The sequence below is a fragment of the Streptomyces sp. NBC_00080 genome (assembly GCF_045041255.1).
GTDB classification, from domain to species: domain Bacteria; phylum Actinomycetota; class Actinomycetes; order Streptomycetales; family Streptomycetaceae; genus Streptomyces; species Streptomyces coriariae.
Window position 1 is genome coordinate 9,649,137 of sequence record NZ_CP108235.1, and the last position, 23,070, is coordinate 9,672,206.

Genomic DNA, 23,070 nt, shown 5'->3' on the forward strand with positions numbered 1-23,070 from the left:
GGGCCTCACATTCCGGGGTGCCGCGTCGTCGTAGTACAGACCCCGTACGGCGCGCGCACCGGCACGGCGGTCGGCAACGTCCACCCGGCGGCCCCCTGTATTCGCGGCCGCTGATCATCCGAGGAGACGCAAGGCAGTGACTACCGTGGGCAAAGAATCGCATGGCGGGGCCGTCGCTCCCGCCAGTGCCGACCCCCGGCGTTGGCTGGCGCTGACCGTGCTGGCGGCCATGCAGTTCATGCTCGTCATGGACATCACCGTGGTGAACGTCGCCCTCCCCGACATCCAGAGCGACCTGGGCTTCTCCCACAAGGGACTGGCCTGGGTGGTCAACGCCTACGTGCTGGTGGCCGGCGGGTTCCTGCTGCTGGGCGGGCGGCTGGCCGACATGTTCGGCCGCCGGCGGATGTTCATGGTCGGCGTGCTGGTGTTCGGCGTGTCGTCGGCCGTCTGCGGCGCCGCCACCGAATCCTGGATGCTGGTCACCAGCCGCTTCGTGCAGGGCCTGGGCGAGGCGCTGGCCGGCCCGGCGGCACTCGGCCTGATCCCCGTGCTGTTCACCGAACGCAAGGAACGGATGCGGGCCCTGGGCATCTGGGGCGGCCTGTCGGCGGTGGCCGGATCGGTCGGCTCGGTCGTCGGCGGAGCCGTGACCGACCTGGTGAGCTGGCGGTGGATCTTCTTCATCAACGTCCCCATCGCAGTGGCCGCGCTGATCATGGTGGGCCGCGTGATGTCGGAGAAGCCGGTGGCCCGCGACGGCCGCCGGCTCGACACGGTCGGGGCCGTCACCGCCACCACCGGCCTGGCCGCGGTGGTGTACGGGCTGTTGCAGGCCGCCGACCATCCGTGGGGCTCCGCACGCGTGCTGCTGCCGCTGCTGGGCGGGATCGCCCTGCTGGTCCTCATGGTCGTGTGGGAGGCACGCACTGAGGACCCGATGATCCCTCTGCGGTTCTTCGGCAACCGCACCCGGGTGACGACCAACGTCGTGACCGTAGCCATCTTCGCCGCGTTCTTCACCTACATGTTCCTGTTCACCCTGTACGTCCAGCAGGTGCACGACTACTCCCCGATGAAGACCGGCCTGGCCTACATCCCGCTGACCGTCACGGCGCTCGCCGGCGCGGGCGTGGCCACCGTGCTGATGCCCCGCGTCGGAGTGAAGGCGGTGATGGCCACCGCGTTCCTCGGCGGCGCCGTGGCCCTGTTCGTCGCCGCCGCCGGCCTCGCCCCCGACGCCTCCTTCGTCGGCGGGTTCATGCCCGGGCTGCTCCTGTTCGGCTTCTGCAACGGCCTCGCCTACCCGGCCCTGATCAACGGAGCACTGCACGAGGTCACCGGCCAGGACTCCGGTCTGGCCTCCGGCGTCCAGACCGCCATGCAGCAGGTCGGCGCGGCGCTCGGCCTGGCCACCCTGGTCCCCTTCGCCTTCCGCTACGCCAGCGACCACATCGAGGACGGAACACTCCCGCAGGTCGCGCAGACCGACGGATACGCGCTGGCGTTCCGCATCGGCTCCGGCGTCTTGGCCGCCGGAGCCCTGTTCATCCTCGCGCTGCTGGAGAAGGTGAACACCGAGATGCGCGACCCGATCGCCGAAGCCGCCGAAGCGGCCACCGGCCAGGCGCAGGCCGAGGAGCCCACCGCCACCGGAGCCGGCAGGTGAACCGCGCGCGGGCCGGGGCGCACCACCCCGCCGCACCGCCGCGGCGGTGCGCGCAGCACCCCTCGCACCGCCGCGCCGCGGACGCGGGGCCACGCCGGGCGGCGTGGCCCCGCGTCCGCGCCGCACCCGCCCGCCGCACCACCGCGGGGCAGTGACCCGCGTCACTTTCAGGGGCCCTTGGCGCGGAGCTACGGCCCGTGTCACTATTCCGGTACGTCAGCCCTGCCTGGAGAACGCCCCACACCGGTGGGCTGAGCGCCGTACCGGCCGGTTGCCGCAGGCGAGACCGAGTCCCTGCCCGTACCGCACCGGATGTCCTCCCCTCCCTTTCCCGCACGCCGTGCTGCGCGTTTTCGTGCTGCGGGCCCCGGGGGAGTGCCGTGGCACTCTGAGCAGCCGTGCGGGGCCGGCCCGGCTCGTGCCGCGCCCCCGCCGCGCGACCCGCGGCCGCCGCACCCGCACCCGTATTAGGTCACCCGGCCCCCATCGGGCACCGCCCGCCCGTCATGCCATGCCCCCGCCCCCCTTCGCGCGTGCGACAGGCATGCGCGGAGGCGGAGTTCACCGCGGCGGGCGCGCACCCGTGCCCAGGCCGCACCGCGCACGTCCCCGCCCGGCGCCTGCCCGCCCGACACCACCGGCCGTGCGGCGCCCTCCCCGCGAACGCGCCGCACGCCGACCGCTCAGCAGGCGCCTCTTCCACCGAAAGGCAGTACGCCGATGGCAGACCGAACAGCCGCATCGACCGTCAGCGGCCCACCACAGCGCAGGCAATCACTCCCCTCGCTCACCGGCCTCAGGTTCCTGGCCGCCATGCTCGTGTTCCTCACCCACGCCACGCTGCTCGCGGGCCCCCTGCGGCCGACCGCCCCGATCAGCTTCTTCAACGACCAGGACATCGCCAAGGCGCTGGCCGACTTCTTCCAGTTCGCCGGCCCCATCGGGGTGTCCTTCTTCTTCGTCCTCAGCGGCTTCGTCCTGACCTGGTCGGCGACCCAGGGAGACCCGGTCACGGGGTTCTGGCGGCGCCGGGTACTGAAGATCTACCCCAACCACATCGTCACCTGGGCGCTGGCGATGTGGCTGTTCGCCTCCTCCAGCCCGGTGCACGCCTGGCTGCCGAACCTCCTGCTGGTGCACAACTTCAGCAACCGGCCCGAGACCGTGTCCAGCGTCAACCTCCCGGCCTGGTCGCTGTGTTCGGAAGTGCTCTTCTACGCGCTGTTCCCCCTGTTCATCGTCCTGGTGCGGCGCATCGCGCAGCGCAGGCTGTGGCTGTGGGCCGCCGCGATGGTCGCCGGCGTGGCGGGCGTGACGCTGGTGACGCGGTTCATCCCCGGCGGTGTCCCGGTGCCGGGATACGGCCTGACGACGAACCAGCTGTGGTTCAGCTACGGGTTCCCGCCACCGCGCCTGTTCGAGTTCGTGCTGGGAATGATCCTGGCGCGCATCGTCGCCGCGGACCTGTGGCCGCGGATCGGCCTGCTGCCCTCGGCGGCCCTCTTCGCCGGCGGATACTGGGTCGCGCTCGCCGTCCCGAGCCCCTACAACTTCAGCCTCGCCACGATCGTCCCGGTCGGCATGATCATCTGCGCCGCGGCCACCTCGGACCTGCGGGGCAGCAGAGGCTGGCTCAGCAGCCGGACCATGGTCTGGTTGGGCAGCGTCTCCTTCGCCTTCTACCTCGTCCAGGGCCTGGTGATCTTCTACGGCCGGCCCGAGGTGTTCGGCGCCCGCACCTACGACACCCTGCCGGCCCTGGGCATGCTGAGCGTGCTGTTCGCGGCGAACCTGCTGGCCGCATGGCTGCTGTTCAGCCTGGTGGAACAGCCGGTGATGCGCCGCTGGAGCCGCAGCAGGAAGCGGCCCGCGCCGGTCGCACCCCGCAGCACCGAATCCGTGCCGGCCGGCGGATCCGTCTGAACCGCGCCCGGCGCGCCGGCGCACCCCGGGCACCGGCACACCGCGGCGCCCTCCTTCCCAGAACTGGATACCGCGATCTCCATGCAGAACCGACCAGGGGAGCTGAGCGCGTTGACCCTACCGACCTCAGCGGAGGGGGTGTCAGAAGACCACCGGGCTCGCTCGGTCGGCATCGGCCGCGCCCACGCCAAGGCCATTCTGCTGGGAGAACACGCGGTCGTGTACGGAGCCCCGGCGCTCGCGCTGCCGGTACCGCAGCTCACCGTCACGGCGACCGCCGGCTGGTCCTCCCACACCGGCGACGATTCCGGCGATGTCTCCTTCACGATGACCGGCTCCCCTTCGCGGCCGATGATGACCCAGGCCTCCGACAGCCTGCGCCGGCTGACCACCGAGTTCAAGGCGGCCATGGACGTGGCCGGCAGCCCCCACCTCGACGTGATCGTCGACGGCGCTATCCCGCACGGCCGGGGCCTGGGCTCCAGCGCGGCCTGCGCCCGCGCGGTCGTCTTCGCCCTCGCCGACCTCTTCGGCCGCGAACTGAGCGAGGCCGCCGCCTACGACCTGGTGCAGACGGCCGAGAACGTGGCCCACGGCCGCTCCAGCGGCGTCGACGCGCGCGCCGTCGGCGCGCTGGCCCCGCTGCTGTTCCAGGCGGGCCGGAGCGAAGAACTCAGCATCGGCTGCGACGGCTTGTTCATCATCGCCGACAGCGGCGACGTGGGCAGGACCAAGGACGCCGTCGAGCTGCTGCGCGAGGGATTCCAGCAGCACCCCGGCGCGCAGGAGCGTTTCGTACGCCGCGCCTCGCAGCTGACCGACGAGGCCAGACACGCCCTCGCCGACGGCCGGCCCGAGCGACTGGGCGCCCGGCTGACCGACTACCACGACATGCTGCGCGCGGCCGGCCTCAGCACCAACAGGATCGACGCCCTGGTCGAGGCCGCGCTCACGGCGGGCAGCCTCGGAGCCAAGATCACCGGAGGTGGCCTGGGCGGCTGCGTGATCGCCCTGACCCAGCCGGTACAGGCAAGAGAGGTCACCCGGCACCTGCACGAAGCCGGCGCCGTACAGACCTGGGCCGTACCGCTGAGAGGGCTTGCCGACCATGCGCGCTGAACACCGCACCCCGACCGTCCCGCCGCCCCGCAGGGCCGGCCGGGAAGACGCCACCGCCGTCGCGCATCCCAACATCGCCCTCGTCAAGTACTGGGGCAAACGCGACGAGCAGCTGGTCCTGCCCCGGGTCGACAGCCTGTCGATGACCCTGGACATCCTTCCCACGACCACCCGCGTCCGCCTCGCCCCCAACGCGGACCACGACCGCGTCACACTCGGCGGGGCACCCGCCGAAGGCGAGGCACTGCGCCGCGTAGTCGCCTTCCTCGACCTGGTACGGGCCCGGGCCGGCCGCCCGCTGCGGGCCGTCGTGGACAGCCACAACACCGTCCCCACCGGGGCGGGCCTTGCATCCTCCGCGAGCGGCTTCGCCGCCCTGGCCGTCGCCGCCGCCGCCGCGTACGGCCTGGACCTGGACGCCACCGCGCACTCGCGGCTGGCCCGGCGCGGATCGGGCTCGGCCTCCCGGTCGGTCTTCGCGGGCTTCGCGCTGTGGCACGCCGGCCCGCCCGCCGCCACCCCGGCCCAGGCCGACCTCGACTCCTACGCCGAACCGGTGCCCGCCGCCGGCCTCGACCCCGCCCTGGTCATCGCCGTCGTCAACGCGGGCCCCAAGGCCGTCTCCAGCCGTGAGGCCATGCGGCGCACCGTCGACACCTCCCCGCTGTACGAACCGTGGGCGCTCTCCAGCAGGGACGACCTGAGCGAGATGCGCGCGGCGCTGGCACGGGCCGACCTCGACGCGGTGGGGGAGATCGCGGAACGCAACGCGCTCGGCATGCACGCGACGATGCTGGCCGCGCGCCCGGCGGTGCGCTACCTGGCGCCGGCCACGCTCACCGTCCTGGACAGCGTGCTCCAGCTGCGGCGCGACGGCGTCAGCGCCTACGCGACCATGGACGCCGGACCCAACGTCAAGGTGCTCTGCCACCGCGCGGACGCCGACCGGGTGGCCGACACACTGCGCGGCGCCGCCCCGGGCGGCCCGGTCCTCGTCGCCGGGCCGGGCCCGGGCGCCCGCCTGCTGCCCGAGGACACACCATGACCCCGGGAGGGACCCGGGGAGCCGGGGGGACGGTCGTCCGGCGCGCGCCGGGCAAGCTGTTCGTCGCGGGCGAGTACGCGGTCGTCGACCCCGGCAACCCGGCGATCCTGGTCGCGGTCGACCGCTACGTCACCGTCACCGTCAGCGAACTTCCTGGCACCGGCGTCGAGTTCACCTCCGACCTCGGCCCGCGAGCGGTACGCCTGAGATGGCACGGCGCCCGGCTCGGCACGCACGACGGGCCCGGCGCGCCCGCCGGCCTGGCCCACGTGGTCGCGGCGACCGAGACGGTGGCCCGGCTGCTGGCCGAACACGGCCTGCCCGTACCGGGATTCAGCCTCCGCGTCGACAGCGCCCTGCACGACAACGGCACCAAATACGGGCTGGGCTCCAGCGGCGCGGTGACCGTCGCGGCCGTCGCGGCCGTCGCGGCCTTCTGCGGCCTGCGACTCCCGCCCGAGGACCGCTTCAAGCTGGCCCTGCTCGCCACCGCCGAGATCGACCCCCGCGCCTCCGGAGGCGACCTCGCCGCCAGCACCTGGGGCGGCTGGATCGCCTACCAGGCACCCGACCGGGCCGCCGTACGCGACCTGGCCCGCCGCCACGGCGTCCAGGAGGCCCTGCGCGCACCCTGGCCGCACTTCGCGGCGCGCCGGCTGCCGGCGCCCGCGGGCCTGTCGCTGGAGGTCGGCTGGACCGGGACCCCCGCCTCCACCGCCGCTCTCGTCCGCGACCTGGACCGGCGGACCTGGCGCGGCAGCGCCTCCCACCGCACGTTCGTCGAGACCACCACCGACTGCGTGCACGCCTGCGCCGCCGCACTCGAACAAGGAGACCGTCAAAGCCTGCTGGAACAGATCCGGCGGGCCCGCCGCGAGCTGGCCCGCCTGGACGACGAGGTCGGCCTGGGCATCTTCACGCCCCCCCTGACAGCGCTGTGCGACGCCGCCGAAGCCGCCGGCGGCGCGGCCAAGCCCTCCGGGGCCGGCGGCGGCGACTGCGGCATCGCACTGCTGGACGCCGAGACCCCGCGGGACATCGATCAAGTGCGGGAACGGTGGGCCACGGCCGGGGTGCTGCCCCTGCCGGTCCGTCCCGCCGTGGAAGGGAACGAGGAATGATCGCACAACGCAAGGACGACCACGTCCGGCTCGCCGCCGACCAGCAGCGCGAGCACAGCGGACACAACCAGTTCGACGAGGTGTCGTTCGTCCACCACGCCCTGGCCGGCACCGACCGGCCGGACGTCTCCCTGGCCACGACCTTCGCCGGTGTCTCCTGGCCGGTGCCGCTCTACATCAACGCGATGACCGGCGGCAGCGAGAACACCGGCCTCATCAACCGGGACCTGGCCACCGCCGCCCGCGAGACCGGCGTGCCCATCGCGTCGGGATCCATGAGCGCCTACTTCAAGGACCCCTCCTGCGCCGGCACCTTCAGCGTGCTGCGCGAACAGAACCCCGACGGGTTCGTCATCGCCAACATCAACGCCACGGCCTCCACCGACAACGCCCAGCGTGCCGTCGACCTGCTGCGGGCCGACGCCCTCCAGATCCACGTCAACACCGTGCAGGAGACGGTGATGCCCGAAGGCGACCGCTCCTTCGCCTCCTGGCCCGGGCAGATCGAGAAGATCGCCGCCGCCGTCGAGGTTCCCGTGATCGTCAAGGAGGTCGGATTCGGGCTGAGCCGGGAGACGGTGGCCACGTTGAAGGACCTCGGCGTGCGGGTGGCCGACCTCGGCGGCCGCGGCGGCACGGACTTCGCCCGCATCGAGAACGGCCGGCGCGAACTCGCCGACTACGCCTACCTCCACGGCTGGGGCCAGTCCACCGCCGCCTGCCTCCTGGACGCCCAGGACTGCGGCCTGCCCGTCCTCGCCTCCGGCGGCGTGCGCAACCCGCTCGACGTCGCCCGCGCCCTGGCGCTCGGCGCCAGCGGCGTCGGAGCCTCCGGCGGATTCCTGCGTACCCTCCTTGACGGCGGCGTGTCCGCGCTGATCGCGCAGCTCGCCACCTGGCTCGACCAACTTGCCGCGCTCCAGACGATGCTCGGCGCACGCACCCCGGCCGACCTCACGCGCTGCGACCTGCTCCTCCACGGCGACCTGCGAGCCTTCTGCGCCGACCGGGGCATCGACACCCGGCCGCTGGCCCGGCGCTCCAGCAGCCCGGCCGCCCTCCACGAGATGACGGGAAGCACACGATGACCGAGGCGCACGCGATCGCCGGAGTCCCTATGCGCTGGGTGGGACCCGTACGCATCTCAGGAAACGTCGCCACCACCGAGACCCAGGTCCCGCTGGCCACCTACGAATCGCCGCTGTGGCCCTCCGTGGGCCGCGGCGCGAAGGTCTCCATGCTGGCCGAACAGGGCATCGTCGCCACCCTCGTCGACGAGCGGATGACCCGCTCGGTCCTCGTCGAAGCCACCGACGCACAGACCGCCCTCACCGCCGCACGCACCATCGACGCCCGCTTCGGCGAACTGCGCGAACTGGTGCGTACCTCCAGCAGGTTCGCCGAACTGATCGGCATCCGCCACGAGATCAACGCCAACCTGCTGTTCATCCGCTTCGAGTTCTCCACCGGCGACGCCTCCGGCCACAACATGGCCACCCTCGCCTCCGACCTCCTGCTCGGCCACCTGCTCGAGACGATCCCGGGCATCTCCTACGGATCGATCTCCGGGAACTACTGCACGGACAAGAAAGCGACCGCGATCAACGGCATCCTCGGCCGCGGCAAGAACGTCGTCACCGAACTGCTCGTGCCGCGCGACGTGGTCGAACGCGTCCTGCACACCACGGCCGCCAGGATCACCGAGCTGAACATCCGCAAGAACCTGCTCGGCACCCTCCTCGCCGGCGGAATCCGCTCGGCCAACGCCCACTTCGCCAACATGCTCCTCGGGTTCTACCTGGCGACCGGCCAGGACGCCGCCAACATCGTCGAAGGATCCCAGGGCGTCGTCCTGGCCGAGGACCGCGACGGCGACCTCTACTTCGCCTGCACCCTGCCCAACCTGATCGTCGGCACCGTCGGCAACGGCAAGGGCCTCGCCTTCGTGGACACCAACCTCGCCCGGCTCGGCTGCCGGGCCGACCGCGCCCCCGGGGAGAACGCCCGCCGCCTCGCCGTCATCGCCGCGGCGACCGTGCTGTGCGGCGAACTCTCCCTCCTCGCGGCCCAGACGAACCCGGGCGAACTCATGCGCGCACACGTCCAGCTGGAACGCGACAACAAGACCGCAAAGGTTGGTGTTTAGGGCATGGCCAGCGATTCCGCCATAGGCATTCACGATCTGTCGTTCGCGACCACCGGGTTCGTCCTGCCGCACACCGCGCTCGCCGAACACAACGGCACCGACATCGGCAAATACCATGCGGGCATCGGCCAGCAGTCGATGAGCGTGGCCGGCGCCGACGAGGACATCGTGACCATGGGCGCCGCCGCCGCCGCGCCCATCATCTCCCGGCACGGCGCCGACCAGATCCGCACACTCGTCTTCGCGACGGAGTCCTCGATCGACCAGGCGAAGTCGGCGGGCGTGTACGTGCACTCCCTGCTCGGGCTGCCGTCGGCCACTAGGGTCGTCGAACTGAAGCAGGCCTGCTACGGAGCGACGGCGGCCCTCCAGTTCGCCATCGGCCTCGTCCACCGCGACCCCGCACAACGCGTCCTGGTCATCGCCAGCGACATCTCCAAGTACGAACTCGACAGCCCCGGCGAGGCCACCCAGGGCGCCGCCGCCGTGGCCATGCTCGTCACCGCCGACCCCGCGCTGGTGCGCATCGAGGAACCCTCGGGCCTGTTCACCGCCGACGTCATGGACTTCTGGCGGCCCAACTACCGCGATGCCGCACTCGTCGACGGACAGGAGTCCATCACCGCCTATCTCCAGGCGGTCGAAGGGACCTGGAAGGACTACCAGGAACAGGGCGGCCGCGCACTCGAGGAGTTCAGCGCGTTCTGCTACCACCAGCCGTTCACGAAGATGGCCCACAAGGCACACCGCCACCTGCTGAACACCTGCGGCTACGACACCGACGACAGCGACATCAAACGCGCCATCGGCCAGACCACAGCCTGCAACAGGGTCGTCGGCAACAGCTACACCGCATCGGTCTACCTCGCACTCACCGCGCTGCTCGACCACGCGGACGACCTGAGCGGCCGGCCCGTCGGCTTCCTCAGCTACGGCTCCGGCAGCGTCGCCGAGTTCTTTGCCGGCACCGTCGTGCCCGGCTACCGCGCACACCTGCGCACCGAGGCGCACCGCGAGGCGATCGAGGCACGCCGGCCGCTCGACTACGCCGCCTACCGCGAACTGCACGAGTGGTCCTTCCCCACCGACGGCGGCGACCACCCCACCCCGGCACAGACCGCCGGCCCCTTCCGGCTGGCGGCGCTGCGCGGCCACAAGCGCATCTACGAACGGCGCTAGCACCGCCGTCACTCCCGCCCGCGGCCGGGCAGCCGGCCACGGCCGTCCCCCTCCCGCGGACGAGCCGCGGCCGCCCACCTGACGGCCCTTTTCCCCAGCCAACGGAAGTCCCCTTTGAAAAGAGGACAGGAGCATGACCGACATCGGGATCCTGGGAACGGGCGCCTATGTGCCGGACCGAGTCGTCTCCAACGACGAAGTCAGTGCGGCAGCAGGGGTCGACGACCCCTGGATCATCCGCAAGACCGAGATCCGCCAGCGCCGCTGGGCCGCCCCCGGCCAGGCCACCTCGGACCTGGCCACGGCCGCGGGACGGGCCGCGCTGGCATCGGCCGGCATCACCGCCGACCAGCTGTCGGCGATCGTGGTCGCCACCTCCACCCCGGACCGGCCGCAGCCGCCCACAGCCGCCTACGTCCAGCACAGCCTCGGCGCGGCCGGCGCGGCGGCGTTCGACGTCAACGCCGTGTGCTCCGGCGAGGTGTTCGCGCTCTCCGCGGTCGAGAGCGTGCTCGCCCGCCGGGGCGGCTACGCACTGGTCATCGGCGCGGACCTGTACTCGCGCATCCTCAACCCGCTCGACCGCAGGACTGTCGTGCTGTTCGGCGACGGCGCCGGCGCCATGGTCCTGGGCGCGGACGGCCAAGGCGCCTGCATCCGCCACCTCCAGCTGCACACCTACGGCGAACTGGCGGATCTGATCCAGGTGCCCGCGGGCGGCAGCCGGCTGCCCTGCGACCCGGCCGCCCTCGAAGCGGGCCTGCACTACTTCACGATGGACGGCCGCGCGGTGCGCCGCTTCGTCGAGGACCGCGTGCCGCAGCTGACCAAACAGTTCCTGCACGAGGCCGGTGTCGTCCCCGACGACATCAGCCACTTCATCCCGCACCAGGCCAACGGCGTCATGCTCGGCACAGTCTTCGCCGGCCTCGCCCTTCCCAACGCCACCATGCACCTGACCCTGGACCGCTACGGCAACACGGGAGCCGCCTCCATCCCGATCACCCTGGACGAGGCCGCCCGCGCGGGCGCCTTCCGCCAGGGCGATCTGATCCTCCTGGCCGGCTTCGGCGGCGGCATGGCGGCGGGGTTCGCACTGGTCGAGTGGTGAGAGGAGCCCTGACCTCCGCCACACCCCCCGCACTGTGCGCGGGGGGCGCGCCCGCGCGCGCGTCGTGACAGAACAGGCCCGGGCGTCCGCCCGGCCGAGGGCCTTGCAGGACCGCCGGGCGCGGGAGCGAGCAGCACCGCCCGCACGCTCCTCACCACACCGCCCCCCCCGTGACCCGGGCAGAACAAGGGGCGGCACCGCCGCCCCGCACCGCGACAGCGGCGCGCACGCGGCGGCCCGCCGGGTACGGCCCTGGCTCTGTTGCCCGACATCGGCAGAAACGGTAGACATGACAGCGGAACATCGAACGGTGTGCGTGATAGGTGCCGGACCGCGCGGGCTCTGCGTGCTCGAGCGGCTGGCCGCCAACGCCCGTTCGGCGCCCCCGGACAGCACCGTCCACGTCCACGTGGTCGACCCCTACCCGCCGGGACCCGGCCGGGTATGGCGCACGGACCAGTCCCCTCACCTGCTCATGAACACCGTCGCCGGACAGATATCGGTGTTCACCGACGCCAGCGTCGACCTGCGCGGCCCGCTGGAACCCGGACCGAGCCTGCACGAATGGGCCGTGGCACTCACCGAGAACACGACGGGCGACGGCCACCCGGCACACGTCCTCCAAGAAGCCCGCGCCCTAGGCCCCGACACCTACCCCACCCGCGCCTTCTACGGCCACTACCTGCGCTGGGCCTACCGGCGCATCGTCGACGGTGCGCCCGCCGGCCTCAGCGTCACCGCCCACCGCTGCCGCGCCGTGGCCCTGGACGACGTCCCCGGCGGCCCGCACCAGCGGGTAACGCTCGCCGACGGAACCCTCCTGGAGGATCTCGACGCCGTGATCCTGTGCCAGGGACATCTGCCGGCCCGCCCGGACACCGCCGAACAGGAACTGCTCTCCCAGGTACGCCGGCAAGGACTGCGCCACATCCCCCCGGCCAACCCCGCCGACGTCGACCTGGACGTCCTGGCCCCCGGCACGAAGGTGCTGCTGCGCGGACTCGGACTGAACTTCTTCGACTACCTCGCCCAGCTCACCGTCGGCCGCGGCGGCTCCTTCACCCAGGTCGGCGGCCGGCTCACCTACCACGCCTCCGGACAGGAACCCCTGATCCACGCCGGCTCCCGGCGCGGCATCCCCTACCAGGCCCGGGGTGAGAACGAGAAGGGCCCCCACGGCCGCCACGAGCCGCTCCTGCTCACCGTCGAACGCATCACCCGGCTGCGCCGTACCCACGCCGGCTCCGGAGCCGACTTCAAGGCCGACCTGTGGCCGCTGATCTCCCGCGAGGTCGAAGCCGTCTACTACGCAACGCTGCTCAGGTCACGCGGAGACACCTCCCACGCGCAGCGGTTCCAGGCCGACTACCTGGGAGCCGGCTGGGGACAGCGGCACACCGACGCCGTCCTCGACGCGTACGGCATCGGCGACAAGGACCGCTGGGACTGGGAACTGCTCGCCAAGCCCTACCGCAACCGGGAGTTCACCGGCCCGCGGGACTTCACCGGCTGGCTCCTGGACTACCTGCGCCAGGACGCCGCGGAAGCTAAGTCCGGCAACGTCAGCGGCCCGCGCAAGGCGGCCCTCGACGTCCTGCGGGACCTGCGCAACGAGATCCGCCTGGCCGTCGACCACGGCGGCCTGCACGGCGACTCCTACCGCACCGACCTGGACGGCTGGTACACCCCACTCAACGCACACCTGTCGATCGGCCCACCGGCCCGGCGCATCGAGGAGATGGCGGCACTCATCGAGGCCGACACCCTGCGGATCGTCGGACCGGACATCCAGGTGAGCGTCGACCGCACCGGATACACCGCCAGTTCACCGCTCGTGCCCCGCTCCGCGGTCCACGTCGACGCACTTGTCGAGGCACGCCTGCCCGTGATCACACTGAACCGCACCGACGACACCCTCCTGCGCCACCTGCTGGCCACCGGACAGTGCACCGCCTACCGTATCCGCACCCGCACGGGAGACCCCTACCGCACCGAGGGCATGGCCGTCACCGAACGGCCGTTCCGCCTGATCGACGCCGCCGGACGCGCCCACCCCCGCCGCTTCGCCTTCGGCGTGCCCACGGAGTCGGTGCACTGGGTGACGGCCGCCGGCATCCGGCCCGGCGTCAACTCGGTGACACTCACCGACGCCGACGCCATCGCCCGCGCGGCGCTCGGCCGCGACGGCGCACACGGACAGGACGCTCCCGCCGGACAAGGACTCGCACATGCCCAGTGACACCGCCCTCCCCGCGGACACCGCCGCCGGCCCGGCCGCGGCGCAGCCGGACTGCGGCCTGTTCTCGCCGGTCTGGGCAGACACCCCCGTCGTGGCCGCGGTCTCCGACAGTGCCTGGCTACAGGCCATGCTGGACGCCGAGGCGGCACTGAGCCGGGCACAGGCCCGCCTCGGCACGGTGCCCGAGACCGCCGCACAGGTGATCACCCGCTCGGCACGCGCCGACCACCTGGACCTGATGTCCCTGGCCCGCCAGGCCCGCCAGTCCGCCAACCCCGTGGTGGCGCTGGTCCGCGAGTTCACCGCACTGGTCGCGGCCCGGGATCCCGACGCCGCCGCCTACGTGCACCGCGGATCCACCAGCCAGGACATCCTCGACACGGCGACCGTCCTGGTGGCCCGCCGCGCCCTGCTGCTGATCCGCACCGACCTGGAACGCATCGAGCAGTCGCTGGCCGCACTCGCCGGCGAACACCGCGACACCCTCATGACAGGCCGCACCCTGGCCCTGCACGCGGTGCCGACGACGTTCGGCTGCAAGGCCGCCGGCTGGCGCCACCTCGTCCTGGACGCGGCACAGAAACTGGACCGGCTCACCGGCGGGGACCTTCCCGTCCAACTCGGCGGAGCCGCCGGGACCCTGGCCGGATACCTCCAGCACGCCCAGGACGCCGAACCCGCCGCCTACGTCCAGGACCTCACCGAGGCCTTCGCCGCCGAACTGGGGCTGTCCGCCCCCCTCATCCCATGGCACGTCCTGCGCACCCCCGTGGTGGACGTGGCCACCGCCGCCGCGTTCACCTGCGGCGCCCTGGGTAAGATCGCCGTCGACGTGCTGTCGATGACCCGCACCGAGGTCGCCGAGGTGCACGAGCCCGCGCCCCCGGGCCGCGGCGCGTCCTCGGCCATGCCGCACAAACGCAACCCCGTCCTGGCGACGGTGATCAGATCCGCCGCCTTGCAGACACCGCAGCTCGCGGCGACCGTACTGGGCTGCATGCTGAGCGAGGACGAGCGCTCCGCCGGCGCCTGGCACGCCGAATGGGAGCCGCTGCGCGCCCTTCTGCGGCTGACCGGAGGAGCGGCGCACCAGACGGCGGACCTCGTCTCCCAGCTCTCGGTGGACACGGCACGCATGCGCGCCAACACCGAGATCACCGGCGGACAGATCGTCTCCGAGAGGATCGCCGCCGTCCTCGCGCCGCTGCTCGGAAAGGCGCGGGCACGGGACCTGCTGAACGAGGCATCCGCACGCTCCGCGCGCACCGGCGAACCGCTGGCCGAGATCCTCGGGCAGGACGACCGGGCGTCGGCCGCCCTGGCAGGCGTCCCGCTCACCGACCTGTTCGCGGCCGAGGCCTACACCGGGGCCGCAGGCCCCCTGACGGAGCGCGCGTTGTCCCGGTCACTGCCCTAGCACCGCGCAGCACAGCACAGGCCGGCCCGGCCCGGGCGGCGCCCGGAAAAGGAGAGCCCGGCCGGGAACCCGGCCGGGTCAGTGCCGACGCTGCAGAGCGATCTCCGTGAGCTCCTCTATGTCGAACTCCGAGCGACCCGGCGTCCCGTAGCGGGTGATCTTCCCCCGGCTCACCCACTTCCGGATGGTCGCCTCGGACACACCCGCGGCGAGGGCGGCCACATTCGTCGGCACGAGCCTGTGGCGTGGCGGTCTGTTCATGCGGCATCCTTTCGCTGCCTATTCATGAGATGCCGCAGGGCAAGCCACTCGTGCATCTCCCATGAATGTCCAGACGAACAGCTGATGCTGCTCCGTACCGCACTCCCGCCGCCCGGCGGCGACGCGCTGATGATCCCCGGGCAGTTGTCCATGACGCACTCCCTGATCAGGGCACGGAGATGGCCCGGCTCAGGATCGATGGTGCGCAGCAGCTCGGCGTGGAGACTCTCGACCTCGTCCGCGAAGTCCGCCGCCGGAGGCTGGGCGGCGAGCCATTCCAGGTTGACTGTCAGAAAACGTGCGAGATGCGGAACGGAGCGGGTCGGAAAAACGGTTTCGAGCTCCTCCACGATGATTTCCGACCATGACTCCAGGATGGCGAGAATGTTGTGCCGGGTGTCGAGCGCGGAAACATTCAGATGATCCCGCCTGCGGCTCCCCGAAACTTTCGTCGGATTGTTCATCCGCCGGGACGTCGACGCTACGTGGTGCAGACATTCCTGATGGAGCCCGGGAAGCGCGCGCAAGTGACGCTCCACCTGCATGATGCAAGGGGCGCAGAGGACGGATCCGGCAGCGGCACGGATATCCTGGGCATGGCCCCTGGGGCATGACTGAAACTCCATTGAATCTCCTTCATGAGACGGCTCGCCCCGCAATCGTCATGGATCGCACGTATTCCATGCGGATTGCTGCGCAGTCGATGCGTTATCGGCACCCCGGGGGAGTGGGTGATATTTCATGATCCGCACGCCGAGACCACTGGAAGACGTCGCGGATGTACATGAAACGGGCCCGTCCGGAGAATCTCGGAAAGGTTCCTGTTCCGTTCCGGCGGGCGCAGGCCCAGACGCGTTGTGCGGGCAGGACTGCTCTGCGCGTTCCGTTCCCCCGTACTGCGCAGCCCCTTCCAACGCTTGTCCATGCGAATCTCTGGGATTACTGGGAGAGTTCCATGGGTGCTCAAGGGTGTCAACGTTCACCCCAGCAGGACGAGAGCGATAATCTAGCAGCTGGAAATTTCCCTTTTCGCCGCCGATCGCCGCCCGCGGCCGGTGCCGTGATCTTTTCGAAGATGCCCTGGTCCGGCCGTCGCCGTCACACCGCCGCCGGCGTCATTCCCGCCCCCCGTACCCGCACGCCGTACCCGCGTCCGCCCGCACCCGCGTCCGCTCAAGGGAAGACGCTGCACCCGCCTCCGAACACGCCGAGGAGCGCCGCCATGCCGATCTCGCAGCCGCCCGCGCACAAGGCCGAGTTCGCCTCCCGGGCGCGGGCCGAGGCCCTCGCCATGGCCGGCGCCGACCCGGACCGCGCCCACCGCCCGCCGGGCGCACTGGCGGCCGCCGCGCTGCGCGCGTACAGCACACTGTCGGCGGGGACCGGCCGGAGCGTCCCGGTGACCGTGTTCGCGGCGGGTGGCGACGGGGTGCGGGAACTCGCGGCCTTCCTCGCGGTGTACGCGGCCGAGCAGGAGCGCCAGGAGCGGCAGAGCGCCCAGGGCGTCGCGGCGGCGTGAGCCGGAGCGCCGCTGAAGGTGAGCTCGAAGTTCCGTAGTGCGTACGGGGCTTGTGGGATCAGCCGTTCCTAGGGTGAGGCCTGCAAGCCCCCGGCGCGCCCGCCCGCCCGGGCGGCCCCCGCCGCCCGTCCTTCTTTCGGGAGGACGGATCGTCACATCCCTGTTCGAGTAAGGGTTCATGCCGACACTTGGAGGAAGAATGCCCGGAACTGCCGGCGTGGAAGAGGTCCGCACAGCCATCGAGGAAGCGGCCGGACTGCTGGACGTGCCCTGCTCGCGTGACACGGTCGGGCCGATCCTCACCGCCTTCGCACCGTTCGAGGGCGGGGTCATTTTCAGCGCGTCGGCGGGCGAGCGCCACGCGGGAGACCTCGACCTCACCGTCCAGGTGCCCCGACGGATCGCCGATCCCTACGCCCACGCGCTGGCGAACGGCTTTCTCGACCCGACCGACCACCCCGTCGGCTCCCTGCTCGCGGACCTCCGAGACCGGTGCTCCATCGACGAGTACCTCATCGACTTCGGAGTCGTCGGCGGGTTCAACAAGGTCTATGTGCACTTCCCCCGTGACGTGCAGTCGGTGGCACAGCTCGCCGCCGTCCCCTCCATTCCGCCCGCGCTGGCCGAGAACGCCGGATTCTTCGCCCGGCACGGCCTGGACGACGTCGCGATGATCGCGATCGACTACCGGAACAGCACGACGAATCTGTACTTCCAGGTCCCCGGCATAGAACCGAAGGTCATTCTTTCAATGCTTCAGGAGCTGGGCCTGCCGGAACCGGAGCAGGAACTGGTGGAGTCCGCCGCCAAGACGTTTAGGGTCTACGTCACCCTCGGCTGGGACTCTTCGAAGATCGAGCGGATCAGCTTTGCCCGGAGCCTGGACCTGCCGGTGATCCAGGCCCGTGTCGAGCCGGAGATCACACGGTTCGTGACAGGCACTCCGTACACCTACGACGGCGAGCGTTTCAGCATCTCGATCGTCAAGTGGTCGCCCGACGGCGAATGGTTCAACGTCGGATCGTACTTCCAATTCGGCCCGCTTCAGTGGGAGGTTCTGCGGAAAATCCTCAGGTGACAGCCGGCCCGCGAAGACGAGGGGCGCGAGATCCCCGAACCGCCAGACCCTTCTCACGGCAAGGAGATCATCGAGCCCATGACCGACCGACATGATGACACCGGCCTGCCGCGGCCGGCGGACCCGGACGTACGGCGCCGGCACGCCGTCCGCGTCGTGCACGCCTTCTACACGGCCCTGGAGGCCAAGGACCTCGACGCGTTCGCGGAACTGTGGACGGCGGACGCCGTGTACCGGGTTCCCGTCACCCCGTACGGCGTTCCCGGCGAATTCGCCGGGCGGGACGCCATCGTGGCCGGACTCCGCCAGTTCTTCGCCCTCTTCGGCAAGACGCGGTTCACCTGGGACGCCGAACCGATGGGCGACCCCCGACGGGTGCTGGCCACCTGGACACTGGAGATCGAACTGCTCGGCGGAGGCACCTACCGCAACCGGGGAGCGTCGATCTTCCGGCTGGAGCACGACCGGATCGCCGAGTTCACGGAATACGTCGACACCGCCGCGTTCCTGGGCCTCTTCTCCGCCACGATCGGCACGGCACACCGGTTCTTCGAGCTGCTGAACGCCAAGGATCTCGACGCGTGGGGCGAACTGTGGCACGGACAGGGCACGATCACCGTGCCGTACTCCCCGCAGGGAAGCCCGTCCACGATCGAGGGCAAGGACGAGATCGTCGCCGCCTACCGCGAACTCTTCGCGGCGTACGAGACGTTCGGCACCGAACTGACCGGTGTCCACCCCGCCGTGGGCTCCGACGCGGTCTGCGTGCAGTACAGGATCCGCGCGACACTCGCCGGCGGAGCGGAGTACACCAACGACGCCATCGCGGTCCTCCGCTTCCGGGACGGGCTGATCAGCGCCTTCCACGACTACGTCGACCCGCGCCGCTTCCAGGACGTCCTCGACACGCTCCGGTGAAACCGGCGTGTGCGGCAGCACCGTTCCCGCCCGTGCGGCAGGGGACTCAGCCGCCGCAAGCCGGATCCTCGACGGAATCTCCAGCTCCCCTTCAGCGGTTTTTGACGGTGAAAGAGAAACTCACCCACCGCTAGACGATCGCTCTCACTCCGGTAGAAAGAACATTGACACCCCCGATCGCCCGTGGAAATCTCCCAGTGCCCCCAGTCACGTATAGGCACACATCGGGGGATCTGCGCAACAACGGGGGAACGGAACACACATGACAGCCCCATTCACTGAACATGTCAGGGCCTGCACCCTCCAGCACGGATCCGAATAACTCAGCCACCGGAAATATGGCTCCGCTTCCGCATTGCTGTCAGGAGGTGCACGTTGTCTCTGACCGAGCAGTTGACCTGTCCGACCGCCGATCTCGACGAGATCGAACCGTCGGCCATCTGGATCGCCTCGCACCCGATCACCCGCGTCCGGATCGGCTCGCTCGTCTTCGAGGACTCCCCCCGCCTGGACGGGGAGGACCAGGACCACGTACGGATGCTCGCCGAGGCCGGGGACGCCCTGCCCCCCATCACCGTGCACCGCCCCACCCTGCGCGTCATCGACGGCGCCCACCGGGTGCGCGCGGCCCTGCTCAACGGCCGGGCCGGGATCGCCGCCCGGCTGCTGGACTGCGACGAGGCCGCCGCCTTCGTCCTGTCCGTGAAGGCCAACATCACCCACGGTCTGCCGCTGTCGCGGGCCGACCGGGCGGCCGCGGCGGCACGCATCATCCTGACCCACCCGCGGTGGTCGGACCGCGCGGTCGCCGCCGCCACCGGGATCTCCGACAAGACCGTCTCCCGCATCCGTTCGCAGACCGCCGCGCAACACAGCGGGCAGTCCGGCACCAGACTCGGCCGGGACGGCCGGATGCGCCCCGTCGACAGCGGCCAGGGCCGCCGCCGCGCCGCAGCGATCTTCCTCGACCGGCCCGACGCCGGCCTGCGCGAGGTCGCCCGCGCCACCGGGCTCTCCCCGGCCACCGTGCGCGACGTGCGCCAGCGCATCGACCGCGGAGAAGACCCCGTCCCGGGCCGCTACCGCAGCGTCCGCGACCCCCGGCCCGCCGCCACGAACCGCCCGCGCCCGCCCGCCGCCCCCGCCGACCGCGAAGCCGCTCCGGTGGACCGTCAGAAGCTGCTCGCCAAGCTCAGCGAGGACCCCTCCCTGCGGCTCAACGAAGCCGGCCGGCGCGCCCTGCGCTGGCTGCACCACTACTCCGTCGACGGCGACAGCATCGAGACCCTCGAGCAGGGACTGCCCTGTCACTGGGCCCCCGAGGTCGCCGACCTGGCCCGTAGCTGCGCGGCCGCCTGGAGCGAACTGGCGGCACAGCTCCAGCAGCGCGCCGAATAACCCCCGCGCACACCGCACACGCGCCGACCGGGCGGCGGACACACCACCGCCGCCGCCACCGCACCCACCCCACCCCGTCCCGCCGGGCCCGCACCCGGGAAGCCGGCGGGGGACCGGCCGACCGGCCGCGGATGTCACATTCGCGGGCCGGGCGGTGTCTTCATGCCGCACAGGCCGACAGGCCACCCGATCGAGGAGAACACCATGACACCGCGTATCCCCAAGGTAGAGCTCCCCACCGAGCTGCGGGAAAGCCTGCTCAAGCAGCTCGGCGCCGTGCCCGAGCCCGTCGAGGTGGTGTACAACGCCCCCGACGTCGCCCTGGACAACCAGGAATTCTCCGGCAAGGTGGCCCAGTGGGACTACGCCGACGCGGGCCTGAAGACATTCGCCCACATGGCCGTCGCGGCGCAGGTCGGCTGTAGCTGGTGCCTCGACATCAACTACTTCGCGGCACAGCACCAGAACCTCGACATGAACAAGGCGAGCCAGATCCCGCGCTGGCGGGAATCGGACGTCTTCACCCCGCTCGAGCGGGACGTCATGGAATACGCCGAGGCCATGACGAACACGCCGCCGACCGTCACCGACGAGCTGTCGGCGAGCCTGCTGGAGCGGCTCGGCGCCGCGGCGCTGGTCGAGCTCACCGTGTTCATCGGCTACGCCAACCTGGCCACCAGGATCAACACGGCGCACGGCATCACCTCGCAGGGCTACTCCGAGTCGTGCGAGATTCCGCTGGCCCAGCGTGCGCAGAGCCCGGCCGTAGCATGACGCCATGACCGATGATCCGTTCGTCGTCCATCGCAGCCTGCTCTTCACCGTCGCCTACGAGATGCTCGGGTCGGCGGCCGACGCGGAGGATGTGCTCCAGGAATCCTGGCTGCGATGGGCCGATGTCGATCCCTTACAGGTGCGTGATCCGCGGGCGTACCTCGTCCGCGTGGTCACGCGGCAGGCGCTCAACCGGCTGCGGACACTGTCACGCAGCCGTGAGGAATACGTCGGCGAGTGGCTGCCGGAGCCGCTGCTGACCAGCCCCGACGTCGCCGAGGACGTCGAACTCGCGGAGAGCGTCTCCATCGCCATGCTGACCGTGCTCGAGACGCTCGGGCCGACGGAGCGGGCGGTGTTCGTACTCCGCGAGGTCTTCGACATGCCCTACGGCGAGATCGCCGAGGCCATCGGTAAATCCGCGGCCGCGGTGCGGCAGATCGCCCGGCGGGCCCGCGAACACGTGGCCGCCCGGCGGCCACGGGTGCAGGTGAGCCGGTCGGAGCAGCAGGCCGTGCTCGAGCGGTTCCTGGCCGCGCTGCGCACCGGGAAACTGCACGAACTGCTGGAGGTCTTGGCGCCGGACGTGGTCCTGGTCGCCGATGGCGGCGGACTGGTCGCCGCCGTGCTGGCTCCGGTCCACGGCGCCCAGCCGGTGGCGGAGCTGCTCGCCCGCGCGAACCGGGTGGTGGCCGCGTTCGAGACGACGGCCGTGTGGTTCAACGGCGCGCCGGCGGGCCGTATCGAGTTCGACGGCGAGCCGGCCGCGGTGAGCCTCGAGGTGGAGAACGGGCGGGTCACCCGGGTCTACGTGGTGCGCAACCCGCGCAAGCTGACCCGGATCGACGAACCGGCCGAACTCGCCCGGTAGCCGCCGCCCGTACCCGGCCGGCCCCACGGCAGCGGACCGCCCGCCGCAAGAGCAGCGGGCGGTCCACCGGCGGCCGGGTCAGACGGCGGCCGGGAACTTCAGCAGCTCGCCGGTGGTGTCGATGTCGTTGGTGACGTAGACGTCACCGTTCGCGCTGACGTCCAGCCCGAAGGGCACCTTCAGCCGGCTGCCGGTGTCGATCGGGGTGAGGGCGCCCGTCTTCTTGTTGATCCGGGTCAGCGCACCGGGACCCAGGGCGGACGCCGGGCCGGTGCCGTAGGACAGTGCGATCAGGTCGCCGTTGGGGGCCAGGGCGAGGTCGATGACGTCGGTCAGACCGCTGACGAAGACGGTCGGCGCACTGCCGGGCACATAGCGCCAGATACGGGTGAGGTCCTTGTTCATGCCGCTCATGGTGGAGATGTAGAACGCCCCGTCGCGGCCGCGCACAATGCCGGTCGGCACCGCCTCGGTCTGTCCGGCCGGCGCCGCCAGCACCGTGGCGTCGGCGGACGACTGCGCACCGGAGGCCGAAGCGGCGGCCGGCAGCACGTTGTTGGGGAAGACGAACTCGGTCGTGGTGGTGCCGTCGGGGTGGACCCGGATCAGGGTGTTGCCGGCGGCGTCGGTGACCAGGAAGTCCTTGCCGTCCCGGGCGAAGTCGTGCGGGTTGGAGAAGACGTCGTTGTTGCCGAGCACGGAGTCCGGGTCGAGCCGGCCCTCGTGGTCGGCCAGGTCCCCCAGCACCCTGCCGCCCGCGATGCTCAGCGTGCCCAGCGGCGCCGCGTCCGCGCCGAGCGCCGCACGGTCCGCGGGGACGCCGCTGAGGCCGTAGACCACACGGTAGGCGCCCTTCGCGGTCGCCTCGCTCTGGATCGCCCCGTTGACGCGGGTGAGGCCGTCGCTGCGGACGATCTGCTCGGAGGGCAGACCGGTGACGATACGGCTCTGCGTGGAGCCCTTCACCTGGTAGAGGGAGCCGGTGAAGCCCAGGCACCGGGCCAGGGGGGCACCGACCGGCGGTGCCGCGCAGGGGGCCCCCGAGCCGCTGCCGACCTCGGTCACCACGACCGAGCCGTCGGCCTGGACCCGCACGCCCCGCGGGTTGTGCAGACCGCTCGCCAGGACCACGGGGGCGGCCGCGGCCCTGGGCGCCTGCGAGCCGGCCGAGGCCTGGGCCGGGACCACCGTCGCCGTGAGGCCGGCCACGACCGCCGCCGCCAGGAAGGCCCCCGCCCAGGACTTGGATGCTTTCGACATGACACTCCTCAACTTGACGCCC

Annotated in this window: 20 protein-coding genes; 17 read left to right on the forward strand and 3 right to left on the reverse strand. The window is 71.5% G+C overall.

Features of this window, described 5'->3' with window-relative positions; genetic code table 11:
* Positions 1-145 precede the first annotated feature (145 nt).
* The 11 genes from OHU34_RS43100 to pcaB all read left to right on the forward strand — a co-directional run bounded on the left by OHU34_RS43100 (position 146) and on the right by pcaB (position 14,969).
* Positions 146-1,669 carry a DHA2 family efflux MFS transporter permease subunit gene (locus tag OHU34_RS43100; RefSeq protein WP_235034843.1) on the forward strand — a complete coding sequence of 508 codons (1,524 nt, stop codon included), beginning with the start codon at positions 146-148 and terminating at the stop codon, positions 1,667-1,669.
* A 720-nt stretch (positions 1,670-2,389) separates the two neighbouring features.
* Positions 2,390-3,592 carry an acyltransferase gene (locus OHU34_RS43105; protein WP_142270705.1) on the forward strand — a complete coding sequence of 401 codons (1,203 nt, stop codon included), beginning with the start codon at positions 2,390-2,392 and terminating at the stop codon, positions 3,590-3,592.
* Between the two features lie 138 nt (positions 3,593-3,730).
* On the forward strand, positions 3,731-4,711 hold the full coding sequence (gene mvk / locus OHU34_RS43110) for a mevalonate kinase (protein ID WP_235034842.1): 981 nt from the start codon (positions 3,731-3,733) through the stop codon (positions 4,709-4,711).
* The gene (gene mvaD, locus OHU34_RS43115; RefSeq protein WP_142270703.1) at positions 4,701-5,756 is read left to right on the forward strand and encodes a diphosphomevalonate decarboxylase; all 1,056 of its coding nucleotides are present in this window, start codon (positions 4,701-4,703) and stop codon (positions 5,754-5,756) included. Before mvk ends, mvaD begins: the two co-directional genes overlap by 11 nt.
* Entirely contained in the window at positions 5,753-6,877 is a 1,125-nt protein-coding gene (locus OHU34_RS43120; protein WP_142270702.1) for a phosphomevalonate kinase, read from the forward strand. Before mvaD ends, OHU34_RS43120 begins: the two co-directional genes overlap by 4 nt.
* The gene (gene fni, locus OHU34_RS43125; RefSeq protein WP_142270701.1) at positions 6,874-7,965 is read left to right on the forward strand and encodes a type 2 isopentenyl-diphosphate Delta-isomerase; all 1,092 of its coding nucleotides are present in this window, start codon (positions 6,874-6,876) and stop codon (positions 7,963-7,965) included. The genes OHU34_RS43120 and fni overlap by 4 nt, the downstream gene beginning before the upstream one ends.
* On the forward strand, positions 7,962-9,023 hold the full coding sequence (locus OHU34_RS43130) for a hydroxymethylglutaryl-CoA reductase (protein ID WP_142270700.1): 1,062 nt from the start codon (positions 7,962-7,964) through the stop codon (positions 9,021-9,023). Before fni ends, OHU34_RS43130 begins: the two co-directional genes overlap by 4 nt.
* Before the next feature lie 3 nt (positions 9,024-9,026).
* The gene (locus tag OHU34_RS43135; protein WP_142270699.1) at positions 9,027-10,202 is read left to right on the forward strand and encodes a hydroxymethylglutaryl-CoA synthase; all 1,176 of its coding nucleotides are present in this window, start codon (positions 9,027-9,029) and stop codon (positions 10,200-10,202) included.
* Positions 10,203-10,335: 133 nt separating this feature from the next.
* Positions 10,336-11,313: a 3-oxoacyl-ACP synthase III family protein gene (locus OHU34_RS43140; RefSeq protein ID WP_142270698.1), complete on the forward strand. Its 978-nt coding sequence runs from the start codon at positions 10,336-10,338 to the stop codon at positions 11,311-11,313.
* A 289-nt stretch (positions 11,314-11,602) separates the two neighbouring features.
* Positions 11,603-13,552, forward strand: a complete 1,950-nt coding sequence (locus OHU34_RS43145; RefSeq protein WP_142270697.1) for an FAD/NAD(P)-binding domain-containing protein — start codon at positions 11,603-11,605, stop codon at positions 13,550-13,552.
* Positions 13,542-14,969: a 3-carboxy-cis,cis-muconate cycloisomerase gene (gene pcaB, locus OHU34_RS43150; protein WP_405764028.1), complete on the forward strand. Its 1,428-nt coding sequence runs from the start codon at positions 13,542-13,544 to the stop codon at positions 14,967-14,969. The genes OHU34_RS43145 and pcaB overlap by 11 nt, the downstream gene beginning before the upstream one ends.
* 78 nt (positions 14,970-15,047) lie before the next feature.
* Here pcaB and OHU34_RS43155 read toward each other — a convergent pair whose 3' ends face one another.
* Positions 15,048-15,230 (reverse strand): hypothetical protein, encoded by a 183-nt coding sequence (locus OHU34_RS43155; protein WP_142270695.1) that lies wholly within the window; start codon positions 15,228-15,230, stop codon positions 15,048-15,050.
* The gene (locus tag OHU34_RS43160) at positions 15,227-15,775 is read right to left on the reverse strand and encodes a hypothetical protein (RefSeq protein WP_405764026.1); all 549 of its coding nucleotides are present in this window, start codon (positions 15,773-15,775) and stop codon (positions 15,227-15,229) included. The genes OHU34_RS43155 and OHU34_RS43160 overlap by 4 nt, the downstream gene beginning before the upstream one ends.
* 677 nt (positions 15,776-16,452) lie before the next feature.
* Between OHU34_RS43160 and OHU34_RS43165 the strand changes: the two genes are divergently transcribed.
* The 6 genes from OHU34_RS43165 to OHU34_RS43190 all read left to right on the forward strand — a co-directional run bounded on the left by OHU34_RS43165 (position 16,453) and on the right by OHU34_RS43190 (position 21,788).
* The gene (locus tag OHU34_RS43165) at positions 16,453-16,749 is read left to right on the forward strand and encodes a hypothetical protein (protein ID WP_142270693.1); all 297 of its coding nucleotides are present in this window, start codon (positions 16,453-16,455) and stop codon (positions 16,747-16,749) included.
* A gap of 199 nt (positions 16,750-16,948) precedes the next feature.
* Positions 16,949-17,827 carry an aromatic prenyltransferase gene (locus OHU34_RS43170; RefSeq protein WP_142270692.1) on the forward strand — a complete coding sequence of 293 codons (879 nt, stop codon included), beginning with the start codon at positions 16,949-16,951 and terminating at the stop codon, positions 17,825-17,827.
* A gap of 78 nt (positions 17,828-17,905) precedes the next feature.
* Entirely contained in the window at positions 17,906-18,745 is an 840-nt protein-coding gene (locus OHU34_RS43175; protein WP_142270691.1) for a nuclear transport factor 2 family protein, read from the forward strand.
* Between the two features lie 375 nt (positions 18,746-19,120).
* Positions 19,121-20,143: a ParB/RepB/Spo0J family partition protein gene (locus OHU34_RS43180; protein WP_405764024.1), complete on the forward strand. Its 1,023-nt coding sequence runs from the start codon at positions 19,121-19,123 to the stop codon at positions 20,141-20,143.
* 204 nt (positions 20,144-20,347) lie between these two features.
* The gene (locus OHU34_RS43185; protein ID WP_142270689.1) at positions 20,348-20,917 is read left to right on the forward strand and encodes a carboxymuconolactone decarboxylase family protein; all 570 of its coding nucleotides are present in this window, start codon (positions 20,348-20,350) and stop codon (positions 20,915-20,917) included.
* A 4-nt stretch (positions 20,918-20,921) separates the two neighbouring features.
* Positions 20,922-21,788: an RNA polymerase sigma-70 factor gene (locus OHU34_RS43190; RefSeq protein ID WP_142270688.1), complete on the forward strand. Its 867-nt coding sequence runs from the start codon at positions 20,922-20,924 to the stop codon at positions 21,786-21,788.
* Positions 21,789-21,866: 78 nt separating this feature from the next.
* On the opposite strand, the gene OHU34_RS43195 is transcribed toward OHU34_RS43190, so the two are convergent.
* Entirely contained in the window at positions 21,867-23,048 is a 1,182-nt protein-coding gene (locus OHU34_RS43195; protein WP_142270687.1) for a ScyD/ScyE family protein, read from the reverse strand.
* Between the last annotated feature and the right edge of the window lie 22 nt (positions 23,049-23,070).